The following is an 18,039-nucleotide window of genomic DNA, read 5'->3' on the forward strand; positions in this document are numbered from 1 at the left end:
GGGGCGCGGAGGAAACGCGGAGGTACGCAGAGTTTAATTTGAGTATGAATTCTATTTTGGCGTTGTATCAAGTCATTGTTGATTGTATTTTTGCCAGTCCCCAACGGCGAATTACTTTTGCTGAGTATATGGATTTGGTGTTATATCACTCTGAATATGGTTATTATTCTAGTAATAGGGTGAAATTTGGGTTTAAGGGTGGTGATTTTTTTACTTCGGTCAATCTTGGGTCTGATTTTGGGGAATTATTAGCAGTACAATTTTGGCAAATGTGGGAAATTTTGGGACAACCTGTACCTTTTCATTTGGTAGAAATGGGTGCAGGTCAAGGTCTGTTGGCTGTGCATATTCTAGAATACACTCAGCAGCATTATCCTGATTTTTTTGCAGCTTTGCAGTACATTATTGTGGAAAAATCTCCCGGCTTAAAGCAAGAACAACAGCAACGTCTGCAAGATTTTCCGGTGCGTTGGTGTCGCTGGGAGGAGATGTCATCTAACTCGATTGTTGGCTGCTTTTTCTCGAATGAATTAGTCGATGCTTTGCCAGTACATCAGTTTATCTTAGAGTCGGGTGAACTGCGAGAGATTTATGTCACTGTGCGGGAAGATGAGGAAGTAAAAGAAAATCAAGCAGAAAACTTTTTCGTTTCCCCCTCATCCCCCTCATCCCCCTCATCCCCCTCATTTACAGAAGTCACCGGCGAACTTTCTACACCCAAGCTAGCTGAGTATTTTGATTTAGTCGGGGTTAACATCACTCAAGGTGGTTATGAGGATGGCTACCGCAGTGAGATTAATTTAGCTGCTTTAGATTGGTTGAGTATAGTAGCTGACCGCTTGCAGCGTGGCTATGTGTTAACAATTGATTATGGCTACCCTGCCAACAGATACTACAACCCCAGGCGATCGCAAGGAACGCTACAGTGCTACTATCACCATCGTCATCACAACAATCCCTACATCAATATTGGGCAGCAAGATATTACAGCCCATGTTGATTTTACCGCCTTGGAACGATGGGGTGAGCATTGTGGTTTAGAAACAGTCGGTTTTATTCAGCAAGGGTTGTTTTTAATGGCTTTGGGTTTAGGCGATCGCATTTCTACCCTCTCCCAGCAAAACATCCCACTTTCGCAATTGCTGCAACGTCGCGAGTCACTACACCAATTGATTGATCCTATGGGAATGGGCAACTTTGGCGTTTTAATTCAAAGCAAGGGTTTAGAGAAAGACTCTTACCCCACCTTAAAAGGTTTAACCGTGCCGTATTAAACAGGAAATTTTTATAAAGGTTTTTTGGTACAATAAGACAGACCTGTGAGTAACCCACAATCAAAAATGTGGCACTTAGGTATAAAGGTCAACAAAAAATCTTGTAGCGTAATTCCTGTATCAGTAAACCATTCACCAGAAAATCTCACAACCAAACATGAAAAAGGTACATACCCTACGCCTGTACGGGTTTAGCAATGCTAAATACCTACTCCCAAATCCTTTTTCAACTGGGTGTGAAAACTTAAAACTCTCTGTAAGAATGCTGTATTCCCTTGAGATGGACTAGCATAACAGTGATTACAATCAAATCGAGCATCAGAGGGGAGTAATCATTATGTCTGCTCATGACATGTTAATGCTAGTAACACTATTGAGTCCCGGAATCTTGCTTTCAGTCTTGATTATGGCTAGTTTTGCCGCAGGTGGCTGATTGCTAGATCCGGGTATAGGGAGTAGAAAATTTGGTGAACCATCCAATAGCTACTTCCTAACCTACCATCGCAAGATGGCACAATCATCTATAAAACTGGCTACACCTACGCTGTACTAAAGGAACATCAACAATGAAGGTGGCATTTCTGGGAACTGGACTCATGGGACTACCAATGGCCCAAAGATTGATAGAAGCAAATATACAGGTAGTTGCCTATAACCGCACCCCAGAAAAACTAGCACCCCTGCAAGCAGCTGGTGCGGAAGTAGTAACACACCCCCGTTATGCGATTCGGGATGCTGAGTGTGTGATTCTCATGCTGACTAACGCCGCAGCAATCTATCATGTATTGCTTTCGGATACTTCTTGGCGCACCCTAGAAGGGCGCACAATCATCCAGATGGGAACTATCACCCCCTCACAAAGCCAAGAAATTCGAGATTCTGTAATTGGTGGTGGTGGTGAATATATGGAAGCACCCGTATTGGGTAGCATCCCCGAAGCTAAAGCAGGTAAGCTGAAGGTGATGGTAGGTGCTAAACCTGAACAGTATCAACGTTACTTGGATTTACTGAAAAATTTTGATCCAGAACCGGTGTTAATCGGGCCTGTGGGAACTGCGGCAGCTTTGAAATTAGCTTTAAATCAATTAATTGCCTCCTTAACTACTAGCTTTGCTCTCAGCTTGGCTTTTGTGCAGCATCAAGGTGTTGATGTAGACTTGTTTATGCAAGTATTACGCGACAGTGCGCTTTACGCCCCTACTTTTGACAAAAAGCTATCAAGGATGTTATCCGGCGACTACAGCAATCCGAATTTTCCCACCAAGCATTTACTTAAAGATACAGATTTGTTTATTTCTGAAGCTCAATCTCTAGGTTTGGATCTTAGCACTATCGAAACTGTACAGAAAATTTTGCAAACAGCAATGAAAGTGTCATTCGCCAATGACGATTACTCTGCCCTGTTTTCTGTAATTAAAGATTGGGGAGAAATGAGTGGAGGCTAGGAAGAAGCAGGGGAGATGAGGGAGTGGGGGGAGATGTAGCTTGCTTCTCTTTCCCTACGGGACGCTCCGCGAACAGAGACGCTACCGCGCTCGCGCAGCGTATCCGTAGGATTCACCCGCAGGGTGGGAGTGAGGGCAGAAAAACTAATGACTAATGACTAATGACTAATGACTAATGACTAATGACTAATGACTAATGACTAATGACTAAACCAAAGGTAACAAGATTTGAAATTTTGTACCTTTACCTGGTTGTGAACTAAAATTTAGTTGGCCTCCATGTCTTGCGGTAATAATTCGATAACTAACTGCGAAACTGGTTTCTTTATCGGCTCTTTTTTCTACAGTTAAATTGTCGAGCATCTGTTTTTGTAACTCTTCGGACATTCCAGGGCCATTATCAGCAATACAAATTGATACCCAGCGAGAGCCTTTACCAGATGGTAAATTATTAGTTTGAGAAATCACTTCTGTAGTAATTTCAATTGTGGCTTTTTTAGGATTTTGGTTGGTTTCTGGTTGTAATTGTTGCCGGACTGCCTCATCTAATAAATTATCTACAGCTTGCGTAAAAATGTTCATTAAAACTTGGTACAACTGCCCCATAAAACAAGACACTGGTGGGAGTTGACCGTAGTTTTTAATGATGGTAATTTCTTCTTTTAAATGGCTTTTAATTAAAATTACAATACTATCAATACAAGCGTGTAAGTCTACTGGTTTAGGGTAAACTGTATCAATATGACAAAAATTTTGTAAGCTAGTGACAAGTTTTTTTAATCTTTCTGCTCCAGTACGAGTGCTGTTGATGGCTTTAGATAAATCTTGTTCTAAATAATCAAATTCTATTTCTTCTTTTAAAGCATTTATCGTCTCAGAACCTTGAGGGAAATTATCTTCGTAAGCAGCTATGAGTTTGAGTAAATCTTGGCTGTAATTAGAAATATGAGTTAAGTTACCCCAGATAAAATTTAAGGGGTCTAAAATTTCGTGGGCTACCCCATCTACTAACCTGCCCAAACTAGCCATTTTATCATTTTGAATCATTTGGGCTTGGCTGCGTTCATACCGTACCTGAGTTTCTATGCCGCGAATTTGCCAAGCAGCAATATTCAATTCATGGGTATCTAATAATTTGTAGGTATTTTCGGCTGTTTGGATGACAATAGGTTCAGCCAAAAATTCCGGCGATCGCCTGAGATTATGCTGCATTGCTGTTAAAATGGGCGTTGTCTCCGGTAACAACAAAATCGCTGTCCGAGCGTAACTATACAGAGCCTCAAGGGATTCTGTGGTAAATAAATCTTGTCCATAGGGACGCAGCAAAAACTCTAATAGTCGCCGTCGGGAAATCATCCCGAAGAACTGCCCCTGTTCCACCATAATAGCCCCTGGTAGTAAGGGATATTTGTCAAAATATTTTCCTACCTCTGCACCGATACAGCTAATTTCGACTGTAAAAGTGTACATTGGTAGTTCTTGCAGCGTGGAATCTAGACGCAAATCGCGATCGCTACCCACAGATAACACGGGAGGTGATATTCGAGAAAAAAACTCTTGTGACACGGTATACTTATACATTGCTCAAGACTGGCAAAAAATCAGCTAATTTTTTAGCGGCTATAGTTACTGCTGAGAATCAAGGCGGTAAACCTGCTACAGCAGTAGAGTCAGGGACATCACCCATCACTAGAAACCTGATAGTTTTCGCCACAATTTTTTCACATAAATGGCAAATTTTTCCAGATAGGACTTGCAAGCTGAGTGTTTTTATAGTAGAAATTCAACCTATCCGCCCAAAATGATCGCTTCTCCCAGAACTCAGCAAAATCATTGATATTAACAACTCACAGTGATCCCCAAATTTTGAAAAACTATGAATTCTTGATGAAAATGCTCAGAAGTTAACACACTCAAGACCCAATTTGCCGTAAGTATAAATATTAGTTAATAAAACTTGATGTCGTGAGATGGCTGATCAGCACATTCGGAACTATTCTGGAGATTCAACAATCTTAGCAATGGTCATGATCATCGCATCCACTCCCATAAAAATCGTTGTTTACCACTAGAGAGTGCAAATAGTGCTTGAGGATAACACAGAGCCGAAGATAAACATTAATCTCAGTTTAAATATGTTTCATGACAGCTAAATGTGTTTGATCCCGATTCCGATAGAATGACTAAGCATATCCTAAAAAATCCAAACCGCTTTTGACTGCGACACCCATGAATCAACTGAACAATGGTTTCACTATATTTTTGAGTCTGCTAGTCGAGGCGATGCCTTTTTTGCTGCTAGGGGTTTTATTCTCTAGTTTGCTGCTGTTTTTTGTAGATGAGCGCAAATTAGTAGAAATAATGCCCAGAAACCCCTTCATGGGAGCTTTAGTCGGCAGTATGGTGGGCTTTTTGTTTCCGGTGTGTGAATGTGGCAATGTGCCGGTAGCCAGGCGATTGCTGATGCAAGGAGTACCCACACCAGTAGCAGTTGGTTTCCTACTAGCAGCACCCACAATTAACCCGATTGTGATTTGGGCTACCTGGACAGCATTTCGTGATCAGCCAGAAATGGTAGTGTTACGAGTAGTATTTTCCTTGTTAATTGCCACGATTATTGGTTGTGTTTTCAGTTTTCAAACAGACTTGCAGCCTATAGTTCAACCGGCGATCGCCCGTTATTTAAAATTTAACCCCCCACCTAAACCGGAAGCAAAACGCCGGGGCAGAAATCAGCCCAGACAACAAACCGCCAACACACCAAATATGTTACGTTCTGGCACTTATATTTTAGGCGGTAGAGCCGGGATCACCACAAAATTAGATGCTAATCTCGCCCCCAGCAATGAGGCTGCTATCACCACCAGTAAACCAGCAGCAGACAAACTCCGCCTAGCCCTAGATAATGCTATCCAAGAGTTACGGGAATTAGGGGGAGTGATGGTTTTAGGTAGTGCGATCGCGGCAGCAATTCAAGTTTTAGCCCCCCGCGATTTGATTCTCAGTCTCGGTGCTGGCCCGATTACCTCAATTCTAGTCATGCTAGTATTAGCCGCCGTTGTCTCAATTTGTTCCACAGTCGATTCCTTTTTTGCCCTGTCTTTCGCCTCAGCGTTTAGCACTGGTTCGCTATTAGCATTTTTGGTTTTTGGCCCCATGATTGACATCAAAAGTGTCGGCTTGATGTTATCCATGTTCAAACCCAAAACTATCTTCTACTTATTTGCCTTAGCCGGACAACTGACATTTTTGTTCACCCTGTTTGTTAACTTGCACGTATTTTGACATGAGAAATAGGGAATGGAAACTCTTAAGCAGCAGGAGGATAGGGAAGCAGGGGGGCAGGGGGCAGGAAGCGGAGGAGAAAAACTAATGACTAATGACTAATAACTAATGACTAATAACTCATCACTCATGACTAAATCTCAGGCTCCAAATCGGTTAATTCCCTGGCTGGATGTGTTGGCAATCATAGCTTGGGGTGTGTTGATGTTGAGATATTGGCTAACTGGCAAGCTGTACTTGTTGATTCACCCCAATTTCTTTGGGTTAGTGGTAGCCGGTGGTATAGCTTTGCTCATCGTTGGTTTATTGAAAGCCCAAGAACTTTGGCGACAACGAAAGCGCAAACGGGAAGTTACACCCAACGCCCAACACGTTAATTTTTTTGCCCCTGGCTTGGGTAGTAGCTTGTTGTTAATCTCAGCAATTCTAGGCTTAACCATTACACCGCAAGTATTTGCCAGTGATAAAGCACTCCAAAAGGGTGTTACCGACTTATTAACAACTTCTCGTGTTCAACCCCAATCATTTCGTGCTGCCATTCGTCCAGAAGAGCGATCGCTTGTAGACTGGGTGCGTACACTCAGCGTCTATCCAGAACCAGACGCATACACAGGTCAAAAAGCCAAGGTGCAAGGATTTGTCATCCACCCACCAGACATAGGCAAAGAGTATATATTCATCGCCAGATTTGTGCTGACTTGTTGTGCCGCAGATGCTTATCCTATCGGTTTACCCGTGAAACTCAGCAATAATCAAGAAAGATATTCTCCCGACACTTGGCTAGAAATAGAAGGGCAAATGATCACAGAAACTATCAATGGTAAACGTCAACTCACTATTGCCGCCAAATCCTTGACAAAGATTCCCCAACCGCAGAATCCCTATAGTTATTAATTGAGGGAGATGAGAGAGAGGAGGAGCGGAGGAGAGCAATTAATGACTAATGACTAATGACTAATAACTAATGACTAATGACTACCAAAGCATTTTTCCAACCATTAGATCGGGTAGCGATCGCCTTGATGTTGCTGCTGAGTCTACTGATTGGCTTCCTGATTTTGCAAGGCGATGTTGTTGTGCCGCGTGTGCGAGATTTTAGTTGGCAAAATCAACAAATTGGTGCAGATGATATTTCTTTTACCTTTACCTTTAGCCGTCCGATGGATGTCAAAAGCGTTGAGGAAAACTTAAAAATTGACCCACCTTTAGCGGGTAAATTTAGTTGGGCTGGGCGACGGATGGTTTATACTCTGTTGACACCAGCACCTTATGGTGCAAATTATAAAGTACAGTTACAGGGAGCTAAAGATAAGTTCTCCCAAACAGAAGCCTCAAATCGGATAATTGAGCCATTTACGGGTCAATTTCGCACACGCGATCGCGTTCTGATGTACATAGGAGCCGACGCACAAGACAAAGGACGCTTAGTCCTGTATAACTTGACCAAAGAACAAAAAAAATTACTTACCCCAAAAGATTTGGTAGTAATGGACTTTAAACCATTTCCAGATGGGGAAAAAATTCTCTTTTCGGCTCGTGCTAGCAATAACCAAGATTTACTGTCAGCGCAACTGTACACCGTCACAACCGGAATTCCAGCTAAAACTGACAAACCAACAGCCGCAGCCGGTAAAGTTGACCTAGTTTTAAATAATAAAGACTATCAAAACCTCAAATTTGACTTGTCGCCTGATGGCGAAACCATAGTTGTGCAACGGGGAAATAGAAATAATCCCAGTGACTTTGGACTGTGGTTTATGCCAGCCAACCACAAACCCGGTGAACAACCTCAACCTCAAAGGTTGCAAAGTCAGCCAGGAGGAGACTTTTTAATTACTCCCGATAGCAAAGCCGTAGCCGTAGCCCAAGGACAAGGTGCAGCCATCCTACCGCTACAACCCGATGCCAGTAAACCCCTAGATTTTCTACCCCAATTTGGGCTAGTACAGGCATTCTCCAAAGATGGCTCTCAAGCAGCAATGGTCAAGTTTAATACAGATTTCACAAGAGATTTATTCTTAGTGACAAACCAAGGCACACAGAAGTCTTTGTTAAAAACTACCGGCTCGATTCTCAGCTGCCAGTTTGATCCAGGTTCACCGACTCTCTACTGCTTGTTAACACAACTTATCTCTCAAACAGAGTATATAGAACAGCCTTACTTAGTGGCAATTGACCTGAAAACGCAACAGCAGAAACCATTATTGGTGTTACCTGTCGGACAAAGAAACGTACAAATGACTTTAGCCCCTGATGGTTTGGCTTTGCTATTTGACCAAATAATTCCTCAAGAGAATCCTATACCAACATCGCCCAACAACTTAAAAACCGATGACGGCGAGGCGATCGCTACCAGTAGTCTGTGGTTAATGCCCCTACTACCCATTTCTGACAATGCCATCAGCAGTATTCAGCCAGAAAAACTACCTTTAGTGGGATTTCATCCCCGGTGGCTACCATAAAAAAAGTTAAAAATTCAAAAGTGAAAGGCAAAAGAATTTTAAATTTTTGCCTTTTTTTCTTGTTTTTCTCGAATAACTATTTGCTAAATTAGATACAGAGCTAGTGTTTCTCCAGCGTTTGAATTTGTACCAGCGAGCAACTACCACATAACTGTTTATCCCAGCCAAGCCAGTACCTACCTGATATTAAGTATCTGTACTGCGGTTTATATATTTGTAGCATTTAAACTCGAAACCCCCGCCATATCTCAGGTTGACGAGGGGTAAGTTCTTAATGTTATAACGGCATCAGTTAGTTAGACAACATGGGAAACACTAATTAATGAATGAGCGCGAACACTCATACTAGGGGCAAGCCTAACTTGGCTTAACAATCAACCCCTAGGCAGTTGATATGCACTGTTCAACGATAGTAATGCCGAATGTTGTTCAGTGGGTGGTTCAAGAGTGATGAATGAAGCTGACACCTCAAACTACAGGGCTGTGATGGAATCTTTTAATTCTGCTGATAATTCTCTACAACCACAACAGACGATTTGTCCCTTTTATACAGTTGTGCCTGCTGCAAATACCACAGTTGCAAATGTGCCACTCCTCAAGCCAGCCGCAAATGAACAGGAGCATACACAAGTTGCTGATTTTAAGCAGGATAAAACCACTCAAAAAGATTGGGTGGTAGAGCTTGAGAGCGAAACACAAACACAAGTGAATGATGAATTTCAAAAGCTGCTGGCACTAAATGAAGAATTGCGAACCGCGAATAATGAATTATATCAGCAAGTGGAACATCTTAAAGATGATTTAGCTGAAACAGACAAATCTTTACAGTGGCACAAAAAACGTTATAGCGTCACTGAGTCGATGCTCAATCAGCAAACCCAAGAACTATCCGCCGCCCAAGAACAAATCCAATCTCTATTCCAACAGTTAGAAACGGCTACCACCACCGTACAGCGTCAAGAAATTCTGATTGAAAGTTATAAAGCACAACTACAAATTAGCCAACAGCGCATTGCTCAGTTAGAACGCGAATGTGCCTTACTACAAACTAACTATAACGAACAATCTCAACAAATCGTACAGTCGGAAAATGTTTGTCGAGAGTTACGTACTAGGTTGATGCGACAACAACGCCAAACCTTACAATTCAAAGCAGCCCTGGAAAAATGTTTAGATACATCTATCCCCAGCGACGATTCAAAAGCCAAATCTGCTCATAGTACCGAAAATACAGCCAACTTCAAAAGCCGATTTACTAAAAAAGCTCGCTCTTTATTCCCCAACGCCCAGCCTATTAAACCTTGGTCAGCAGAACCAGAATCCCCACAGCCAGAACCACCTCCTGAGAATCCTCCTGTGTGGAGTGAACCACCAGCACCAACACCATTTAGTAGTCATTACTCTACCCCTAATCCCCCCTCTGATTCTCTGTGGAATTGGCCAGCCCAGGAAGAAGCACCCACCCCAGCACAACCACCTGAGTCACAGGCAACCATAGATGATGATGCTCAAACTACGCCCGAAGAAGTTTCTGCTGTCAGTTCATCCTCAGACTTAGATCAGCAAATAGATAGTTTGATTCAAATGTTTTTTGCTTCTCAGTCAGAGTCTGTAGCATCACAAGCGTCTACACCCCAGCCCAATTTAAACCAAAATCCCGTGGTTCAGCCCTTATTCAACTCTTGGGCTAGCGATGGGGAAGTCGATGAGATACCAAACACCCCATCAGAACAACCATTAGAACCATCGCCAGAAGTAAATCCTGCCACACCATCAACTTTGTCATTTAATGTCTTCCCCAGTCAGCAAACTGTTGCAGCACCAAATAATCCTGTGGAAGAGGTGGCACCATTGACTGATTTACCGCCGAATTCATTAGATCAAGATAAATATGCTGAGGATAGTACATCACCTTCACCAGTGATTTATCCCCAGCACCAACGCAAGAAGCGTCAATCTTTAGCTTCAGTAGAACTACCAAATTTTAATAAGCCAAATGGTCAGTAGTTATTAGTTATTAATCATTAGTCAACAATCAACAGTCAACAGTCAACTGACTATTGACTATTGACTTGGGATTAATTCATCATTCCGGTTTTTGGTGTTTGCATGACTTTTGTTGAGTTGGAATTGACGAATTCATGGGGCGATCGCGGTCTGCCTGTGGTGATAGCGTAATTAATAGCTAATAGTCGCAACCACAAGGCGGGATACTTATTTTCTAGCCAAGGTTTACTCCACGCTAAAAAGCCCGGAAACCATGCAAACAGCAAGACGCTAACTAGGGCGTAACGAGCAAAATTAATATAGCTCCCTAACCATCGTAGTAAATCTTTAGCCCCGGCCATTTCCCAAATCCACCACAGCAAAGCCGGATTTTTGCGGGCTGCTTTCAGTGCTAAACGGTTAAAGGTGAACCAATCACATTTATCTTTGATGAAATTGTCGGCTACTTCTGGGGGTTCATCTGCTAATAGCCCAAAGAAGGTATTTAACATGGAGTTAATGCGCTGGGGTGGTAAAAATTTCCCGGTAGGAACCATCATCCCTTTAGAAAACAGCCAAGTTACAGACACATTGCTTTGATAAGCACGAATGCGGTTTAAGTGGCGGAAAGTTAATAAATCTTGTTTGAGGGCAATATCTAACAGGGTGGTTAACCGTTCTAAGTTGCGAACTAGGGAACCAAAGCCCGTAAAAACAAGAGGAGATTGTAGAGAAGCTGCATCACCAATGGCGATTAATCGATTAAATGCCACTTGGCGATCGCTATCACTCACACTAAAATGTCCCGGTATGTAGCCAAATGTCGGTTTTTTCCAAACTAACTTCTCCATATCACAACGGCGATACTCTGGCAAGATAGTAAAGAAATCTTCATACATCTCCAGCAAAGAACCGGGATTTTTGGGATTGACTTGATGATAATGAAACAGATAAATCGTCAATTCTGCACCCGCACCGGGAAATAATTCCCAAATCAACTGTCTACCCCGTGAAATATCACCGTGGCTATAAAGTACGTCTCCATAGTCAGAATCCCATACTTCCGGTGCTAAACCGCCGTCAATCACAGCCCCCACTGTAGGACAAACACTATCAAAAGCCCGTCCACCGTTTAATTGCCAAGCGATGGGGGAAGCTGTTCCCATTGCATCGACTAACAGTCGCCCACTCACTTGTTTTTCTGCTTGAGTGGGTAAATGCTGGAGAGTGACTACAACTTGAGAGTCATCAATATCTGCACGTAAAAATTCTGTCTCATCCCAAATTTCCCCACCTGCGGCTTTTAGCTTTTCGCCGCACATTTGCAGCCATGTATCTGAGTTTAAAGCTAAATTTAGCACTGTGGGGGTGTGTAAAACAGGCGATCGCAATTTGGCGGGATTATTACCATCAAAAAACTTATTGAATCCGTCCTTATACTCCCTAGCAATAATCTTTTCTAACTCGGCTGGTGTCACCAAACCCAAGTTAACCAAACTTTGAATTTCATCACGGGCAATATTCCATTCCCGATTCATCCGCCCAAAAGGTAGACGTTCCACCAGTAGCACTTTGTACCCCAGTTTCGCCATCACCGCCGCATGAATCGCCCCTAATGCGCCACCGATGTAAATTAAATCGTAGGTAGGGGAGGCAGGGGAGATTTTTTCCCCAGAATTCTTGACTTTTGAATTAATTTGTCTGTCATCTGTGTGTGAAAACACTACCTGACGGGGTTGCTGTGGATTTCTTACCCCTTCGCGCCATCTTTGTTCCCACCAATAAGCGCGCTGGAGGTCATATTCTCCATTGGGCATTTTTTGGAAATATTTTACCGTCAGGGGATAGTCAGGTGCTAAAGCCTCAAAAATTGATTGCTGGGATAAATCAATCGCTGGTGGTTCTGGGTATTGATTGGGAAACCGGCTTCTAATTTCCGTAGTTAAGCGTTGTAGGAATTCTTGCTCTTGGGGCAGTGGCTTGTCTGCCCAACGAAACACCTTAAGATAAGTGGTTCTTTGGACAGACCAAACAAATACAGAAATTTCTTTCGGTAATTGTTCGGAAAAATTAGCCCCACCTGTTGTATATTTACTAGATAATTTCAGGCGGAATCCATCTGGAGTCAGCACTTTGTCCCAACTTCCGGGGTTAAATTCTATTTGCAGCCAACTGCGTACAGTTGTTGTATCTGGAATCGGAACTTCAAGATAGAGGATTTCTTTCATGTTTTTCTAATATCTCCGCGAAATCTACTTATTCAGGCAGATATGGGAAAGGCATCAAGTACGCTAGACTCCGCCCTATTGGTTTCCATAATGATTCGGTAAAGATTTTTTAAAAAATTGTCAAATTTTTTGATTCATTTTGTAATTTTATAAACCCACGCCATGAATTATCCCATTCCAAACAGTCCCCAAGAAATTTTTGCTTTAAAACAAAAACCAGTGGATGAAGAATTAGTAGCATCAGCGATCGCCGGAGTCATTAAAATCATGCGTTCTCAGGGACGCTCTTTAGAAGATTTAACCGCGCAACTGCTAGCTGATGACCCATTATTAGATCAGCAGCAACGACGCTGGCTGAGTAAATTAGTCAGTCAAGCTTGGGAGAAATTTAGTTAAAGCGGCGATTTTTCTTGTAGAGACGCGATGAATGCGTCTATCGAGTGTTGAGGTAGGACTGAGCGATCGCGCTGATTTGTGGTGTGGGAATCAAAATCATAATTGCTGTGCGATCGCTCAATCAGCCAAAAGTTAAAAAGATAGCCCCTAGCCTCTAACCTCTAACCCCTGAATTCTAGCTTCTAGAAAATGCAACAATAACCCATACTCCAAACCCTCAACAACCGCCTGATAGGAAGCAGCCAAGATATTTGTAGACACGCCTACCGTCGCCCAGCGTTGAGAACCATTACCTGATTCCACCAGTACACGAGTTGTTGATGCTGTGCCTTGATGCCCATTGAGAATCCGCACTTTGTAGTCAGTTAACTCAAAATTAGCCAATTGCGGATAAAAATTCAGTAAAGCCTTGCGTAAAGCAGCATCCAACGCTGCCACAGGGCCATTACCTTCAGCAGCTTCTAGTTGATTTTCACCATTAACAGCTACTTTCACAGTGGCTAAGGCATTACTAGATTCCTTGCCTTCCACCAAGTCACAATGGACTTGAAAACCTTTGATGTCAAAAAACTGCCGTCGTTCCCCCAAAGCTTCATACATCAATAAGGCAAAACTCGCCTCAGCCGCCTCAAATTGATACCCTTCACTTTCCAATTGTTTGAGACGCTGGAGAATTTGCCTAGCCCTGGGGTCTTGCTTATCGAGTTCAATGCCAAAGGTACGGGCTTTAGCTAAAATATTACTCATGCCCGATTGTTCAGAAATCACAATGCGGCGACGATTCCCCACTTGTTCGGGTTGAATGTGTTCATAAGTGAGGGGATTACGTTCCACCGCCGAGACATGAATACCACCCTTATGGGCAAAAGCCGAACGTCCCACAAAAGGCGCATGTTCATCAGGAGCTAAGTTTACCACTTCACTGACAAAACGACTAGCTTCTGCCAACTGACTAAGCTGGTGTTCTGCAATACAGCTATAACCAAGTTTTAGTTGTAAATTAGGAATAAGTGAACATAGGTTAGCATTACCGCAGCGTTCACCGTAACCGTTGATTGTACCTTGTACCATTGTTGCCCCTGCCATAACTGCTGCTAGGGCATTTGCTACCGCCGTATCTGAATCATTATGAGTATGGATACCGATTTGGGGAATGGGGGATTGAGCATTGGGCATTGAATTTTTCTCCTCTGCTCCCCTGCCCCCCTGCTTCTTCAGAGTCAAGAGTCCCCACTCAAGAGTCGCCTGAACAACATCTTTAACTATTTGACTGACCTCGTCAGGTAAAGTACCGCCGTTAGTGTCACAGAGGACTAGCCATTCAGCACCGGCTGCCATTGCTACCTCTAACGTCTGGAGAGCATAATCACGATTGTGTTTGTAGCCATCGAACCAGTGTTCAGCATCGTAAATTACGCGCCGCCCTTGAGAGCGAAAAAACTCGACGGTATCGCGGATCATGGCCAAATTTTCCTCTAAAGTGGTCTTTAGACCAGATGTGACATGTAAATCCCACGATTTGCCAAAAATCGTTACCCAACGACTACCAGCCGTCAAAATTGCTTGCAACATTGTTTCATCGGCAGCATTGGTATGAGGACGACGAGTTGAACAAAATGCAACAATTTCTGCTTGTTTGAGCGGATTTTCTTGTAGTTGCCAGAAAAACTGAACATCCTTTGGGTTGGCTCCCGGCCAGCCACCCTCAATGAAAGGAATCCCTAAATCATCGAGTCTGTGGGCTATGCGTAGTTTGTCTTCAATAGAAACTGATAATCCTTCTCTCTGCGTGCCATCCCGTAGTGTGGTGTCATAAAGCCAGATGTGGGGTAAGGGATTTGTGGTCATAAGACTAAAACTTGGGATAAAAGTTTAAATGCAATGTGCCAAGATACAAGAAAAAGACTATGTGGTAATTAAAATATGCCTAAAGTAATAGCTCAGGGTAAAACGATAGAGTGCGATAGAGGAGCCAATTTACGCAAGATTCTGTTAAAAAACGGTATTGACCTCTATAATGGCGGCTCTCAGGTCATCAACTGTCGCGGTATTGGTAGTTGTGGAACTTGTGCAGTTAAAGTAGAAGGTGAGGTGTCGGTGGTGAATTGGCGCGACAAAACGCGGCGATCGCTTCCTCCCCATTCTCCTACAAAAGACCTGCGTTTAGCTTGTCAGACTCAAGTCTTAGGAGATGTACGAGTCAGTAAATTTGACGGATTTTGGGGTCAAGGTTCTCAAGTAGTATGGCAACCAGAAGGTTAGGTTAATCAGGAGAAAATCAAGATGGGTAGATGGACACCGCTAATTCTCATGGCTGGAGGCTTGGCCATTTTAATGGGTACAATGCTCGGTATTAATTTTCCTATAGGTGAGCAACAAACCGCCTCTAATAATGCTCCCAACGGCAAAACCTCAAGGGTACTCCCCGCTAACATTAATGTTAATAGCTCCTCTGCCGGTCGGAATAGGAGTAATGCGAATGCTTCGGAAAACAATACCTCTGCAAGCAGAAGTAATGTGGCTCAAGAGGATTTTAACAGCATTGAAAACTCAGGCAGCGTTAGCCAAGAAGAACGCACTTCTACAAGCAGAACTAGGGTAGCTCAAAATAACGCTCCCAACGATTCATCAATGGACAGTTCTGTAGAGAACGTCTCAGACGAGCAATCTACAGATACCTCATCCAGTGGTACTGTGTCGAATCAAAATAAACAACCAATTCGAGCTTTGTGGTAGGAGTTAGGAGGGGACTCTTGACTGGGTAATAGTTCTTCTCCCCTACTCCCTCTGATTTAAAAGTCCCCCACTCCCAGCTTGTCATAGTCATTGGTTACAAGTTATGAGTTATTAGTTGTACTAATGATAAATAGTTAACAATAAATGACTATTGACTAATGACTAGAGACATTTTAATTATTGGTGGCGGCGTGATGGGCTTGGCGATCGCCGTTGAACTCAAATTGCGCGGTGCTAAAGTCACCGTGCTTTGTCGTGATTTCCAAGCGGCTGCTTCCCACGCCGCCGCCGGGATGTTGGCTCCTGATGCCGAAAAAATCACCGATACAGCCATGAAATCGCTGTGCTGGCGATCGCGTTCATTATATCCAGACTGGACAGCCAAACTCGAAGAGTTAACAGGTTTAAATACTGGTTACTGGGCTTGTGGTATCCTCGCCCCAGTTGATCAACAGTCGGGAAGTAGGGAAGCAGAGGCGCAGGGGAATAAAGAAGACTCACCTGCATACTGGTTAGATCAAACAGCTATCCATCAATATCAACCAGGATTGGGTGCAGAAGTAGTTGGTGGTTGGTGGTATCCAGAAGATGCCCAAGTTGATAATCGCGCTTTAGTACGCGTCCTGTGGAGTGCGGCTGAGTCCCTGGGTGTGGAACTCAAAGACGGCATTACAGTCGAAGCACTTTTACAGCGACAGGGACAAGTTGTAGGTGTCCAAACTAACACAGGTGTCATTCGGGCTGAACATTATGTTTTAGCTACAGGTGCTTGGGCAAATGACTTATTACCTCTACCTGTGCAGCCACGCAAGGGGCAAATGTTGAGCGTCAGAGTCCCCGAATCTGTTACCGAATTACCCTTAAAAAGAGTTTTATTTGGTGATAATATTTACATTGTACCCAGGCGCAACCGGTCTATTATTATTGGTGCAACCAGCGAAGATGTTGGTTTTACTCCCCACAACACCCCGGCGGGCATTCAAACCTTACTGCAAGGAGCTATCCGCCTCTATCCCCAACTACAGCATTATCCTATCGAACAATTTTGGTGGGGATATCGTCCCGCCACGCCTGACGAATTACCCATCTTAGGGGCTAGCCATTGCTCAAATCTGACCTTGGCTACTGGACATTATCGTAATGGTATATTGCTAGCACCTATCACCGCCGCACTGATTGCTGATTTTATCTGGGAACAAAAATCAGATCCCCTACTGTCTCACTTCCACTATTCACGCTGTCAACAACAGCCATCTACCAGCCCCATGTTTACCCATTCCGCCAACTTTTCCAACGGACATTCCCAACTCACCCCAGTTCTGACTTCTCACTCCCCACTCCCGATTCCCGACTCACCACTCACTATCGCGGGTAAAAGCTTCCACTCGCGGTTAATGACTGGTACAGGTAAATACCGCAGCATTGACGAAATGCAGCAAAGTGTTGAGGCTAGCGGTTGCCAAATAGTGACAGTAGCAGTTAGACGGGTACAAACTAAAGCCCCTGGTCATGAAAGTTTAGCAGAGGCCTTGGATTGGTCTAAAATCTGGATGTTGCCCAATACCGCCGGCTGTCAAACCGCAGAAGAGGCGATTCGGGTGGCGCGTTTGGGAAGAGAAATGGCGAAGTTATTGGGACAAGAAGATAATAATTTTGTTAAGTTAGAAGTCATACCAGATCAGAAATATTTACTACCTGATCCCATAGGTACGTTGCAAGCCGCCGAACAATTGGTAAAAGAAGGTTTTGCGGTGCTACCCTACATCAATGCTGATCCGATGCTAGCCAAGCGGTTAGAAGAAGTAGGCTGTGCTACAGTTATGCCTTTAGCTGCTCCTATTGGTTCAGGGCAGGGTTTAAAAACACTTGCGAATATTCAAATCATTATTGAGAATGCCAATGTGCCGGTAGTTGTAGATGCGGGGATTGGCGCACCTTCAGAAGCGTCTCAAGCGATGGAATTAGGCGCAGATGCTTTATTAATTAATAGTGCGATCGCCCTGGCTCAAAATCCCGCCGCTATGGCTGCCGCCATGAATTTGGCAACTGTCGCCGGACGTTTAGCATACCTCGCCGGGCGAATGCCTATCAAATCCTACGCTAGTGCTAGTTCACCGCTAACCGGGACAATTAGTAGTTAGTCTATAATACTGGTCTTACGCAACTGGCATATTAGTAGGGTGCGTCAGATATCACAAATAGGTTAATCAATAACAGCATTTAAACA

At 43.5% G+C, this 18,039-nt stretch carries 14 protein-coding genes; 11 read left to right on the plus strand and 3 right to left on the minus strand.

What is annotated here, in order from left to right:
• The first annotated feature begins 44 nt into the window (after positions 1-44).
• The gene (locus A3775_RS11415; RefSeq protein WP_066380006.1) at positions 45-1,274 is read left to right on the plus strand and encodes a class I SAM-dependent methyltransferase; all 1,230 of its coding nucleotides are present in this window, start codon (positions 45-47) and stop codon (positions 1,272-1,274) included.
• A 566-nt stretch (positions 1,275-1,840) separates the two neighbouring features.
• Entirely contained in the window at positions 1,841-2,719 is an 879-nt protein-coding gene (locus A3775_RS11420) for an NAD(P)-dependent oxidoreductase (RefSeq protein ID WP_066380004.1), read from the plus strand.
• A gap of 207 nt (positions 2,720-2,926) precedes the next feature.
• Here A3775_RS11420 and A3775_RS11425 read toward each other — a convergent pair whose 3' ends face one another.
• Positions 2,927-4,285, minus strand: coding sequence for a sensor histidine kinase (locus A3775_RS11425; protein ID WP_066380099.1), 1,359 nt, complete (start codon positions 4,283-4,285; stop codon positions 2,927-2,929).
• Between A3775_RS11425 and A3775_RS11430 the strand changes: the two genes are divergently transcribed.
• The 5 genes from A3775_RS11430 to A3775_RS11450 all read left to right on the plus strand — a co-directional run bounded on the left by A3775_RS11430 (position 4,279) and on the right by A3775_RS11450 (position 10,473).
• A complete protein-coding gene (locus A3775_RS11430; RefSeq protein ID WP_156481604.1) occupies positions 4,279-4,524 on the plus strand; it encodes a hypothetical protein in 246 nt (81 codons plus the stop codon). The genes A3775_RS11425 and A3775_RS11430 overlap by 7 nt on opposite strands.
• Before the next feature lie 424 nt (positions 4,525-4,948).
• On the plus strand, positions 4,949-6,004 hold the full coding sequence (locus tag A3775_RS11435) for a permease (protein WP_066379998.1): 1,056 nt from the start codon (positions 4,949-4,951) through the stop codon (positions 6,002-6,004).
• Between the two features lie 129 nt (positions 6,005-6,133).
• Positions 6,134-6,898, plus strand: coding sequence for a TIGR03943 family putative permease subunit (locus A3775_RS11440; protein WP_066379997.1), 765 nt, complete (start codon positions 6,134-6,136; stop codon positions 6,896-6,898).
• Positions 6,899-6,975: 77 nt separating this feature from the next.
• Positions 6,976-8,466, plus strand: a complete 1,491-nt coding sequence (locus A3775_RS11445; protein ID WP_066425002.1) for an Ig-like domain-containing protein — start codon at positions 6,976-6,978, stop codon at positions 8,464-8,466.
• A gap of 450 nt (positions 8,467-8,916) precedes the next feature.
• Positions 8,917-10,473, plus strand: a complete 1,557-nt coding sequence (locus A3775_RS11450) for a hypothetical protein (RefSeq protein WP_197480135.1) — start codon at positions 8,917-8,919, stop codon at positions 10,471-10,473.
• Between the two features lie 71 nt (positions 10,474-10,544).
• Here the strand turns inward: A3775_RS11450 and A3775_RS11455 are convergent, their stop codons facing one another.
• Positions 10,545-12,680: an NAD(P)/FAD-dependent oxidoreductase gene (locus A3775_RS11455; RefSeq protein ID WP_066425004.1), complete on the minus strand. Its 2,136-nt coding sequence runs from the start codon at positions 12,678-12,680 to the stop codon at positions 10,545-10,547.
• Between the two features lie 162 nt (positions 12,681-12,842).
• Between A3775_RS11455 and A3775_RS11460 the strand changes: the two genes are divergently transcribed.
• A complete protein-coding gene (locus A3775_RS11460; RefSeq protein WP_066379994.1) occupies positions 12,843-13,076 on the plus strand; it encodes a hypothetical protein in 234 nt (77 codons plus the stop codon).
• Positions 13,077-13,223: 147 nt separating this feature from the next.
• Here A3775_RS11460 and cimA read toward each other — a convergent pair whose 3' ends face one another.
• The gene (cimA, locus tag A3775_RS11465; protein WP_066379991.1) at positions 13,224-14,924 is read right to left on the minus strand and encodes a citramalate synthase; all 1,701 of its coding nucleotides are present in this window, start codon (positions 14,922-14,924) and stop codon (positions 13,224-13,226) included.
• Between the two features lie 75 nt (positions 14,925-14,999).
• On the opposite strand from cimA, the gene A3775_RS11470 reads away from it, so the two are divergent.
• The 3 genes from A3775_RS11470 to thiO all read left to right on the plus strand — a co-directional run bounded on the left by A3775_RS11470 (position 15,000) and on the right by thiO (position 17,953).
• A complete protein-coding gene (locus A3775_RS11470; RefSeq protein ID WP_066379989.1) occupies positions 15,000-15,338 on the plus strand; it encodes a 2Fe-2S iron-sulfur cluster-binding protein in 339 nt (112 codons plus the stop codon).
• 21 nt (positions 15,339-15,359) lie between these two features.
• The gene (locus tag A3775_RS11475) at positions 15,360-15,812 is read left to right on the plus strand and encodes a hypothetical protein (RefSeq protein WP_066379988.1); all 453 of its coding nucleotides are present in this window, start codon (positions 15,360-15,362) and stop codon (positions 15,810-15,812) included.
• A 158-nt stretch (positions 15,813-15,970) separates the two neighbouring features.
• Positions 15,971-17,953, plus strand: coding sequence for a glycine oxidase ThiO (thiO, locus tag A3775_RS11480; RefSeq protein WP_066379986.1), 1,983 nt, complete (start codon positions 15,971-15,973; stop codon positions 17,951-17,953).
• The last annotated feature ends 86 nt before the right edge of the window (positions 17,954-18,039 follow it).

It is taken from the genome of Anabaena sp. 4-3 (assembly GCF_001597745.1).
Taxonomy (GTDB): Bacteria; Cyanobacteriota; Cyanobacteriia; order Cyanobacteriales; family Nostocaceae; genus Trichormus.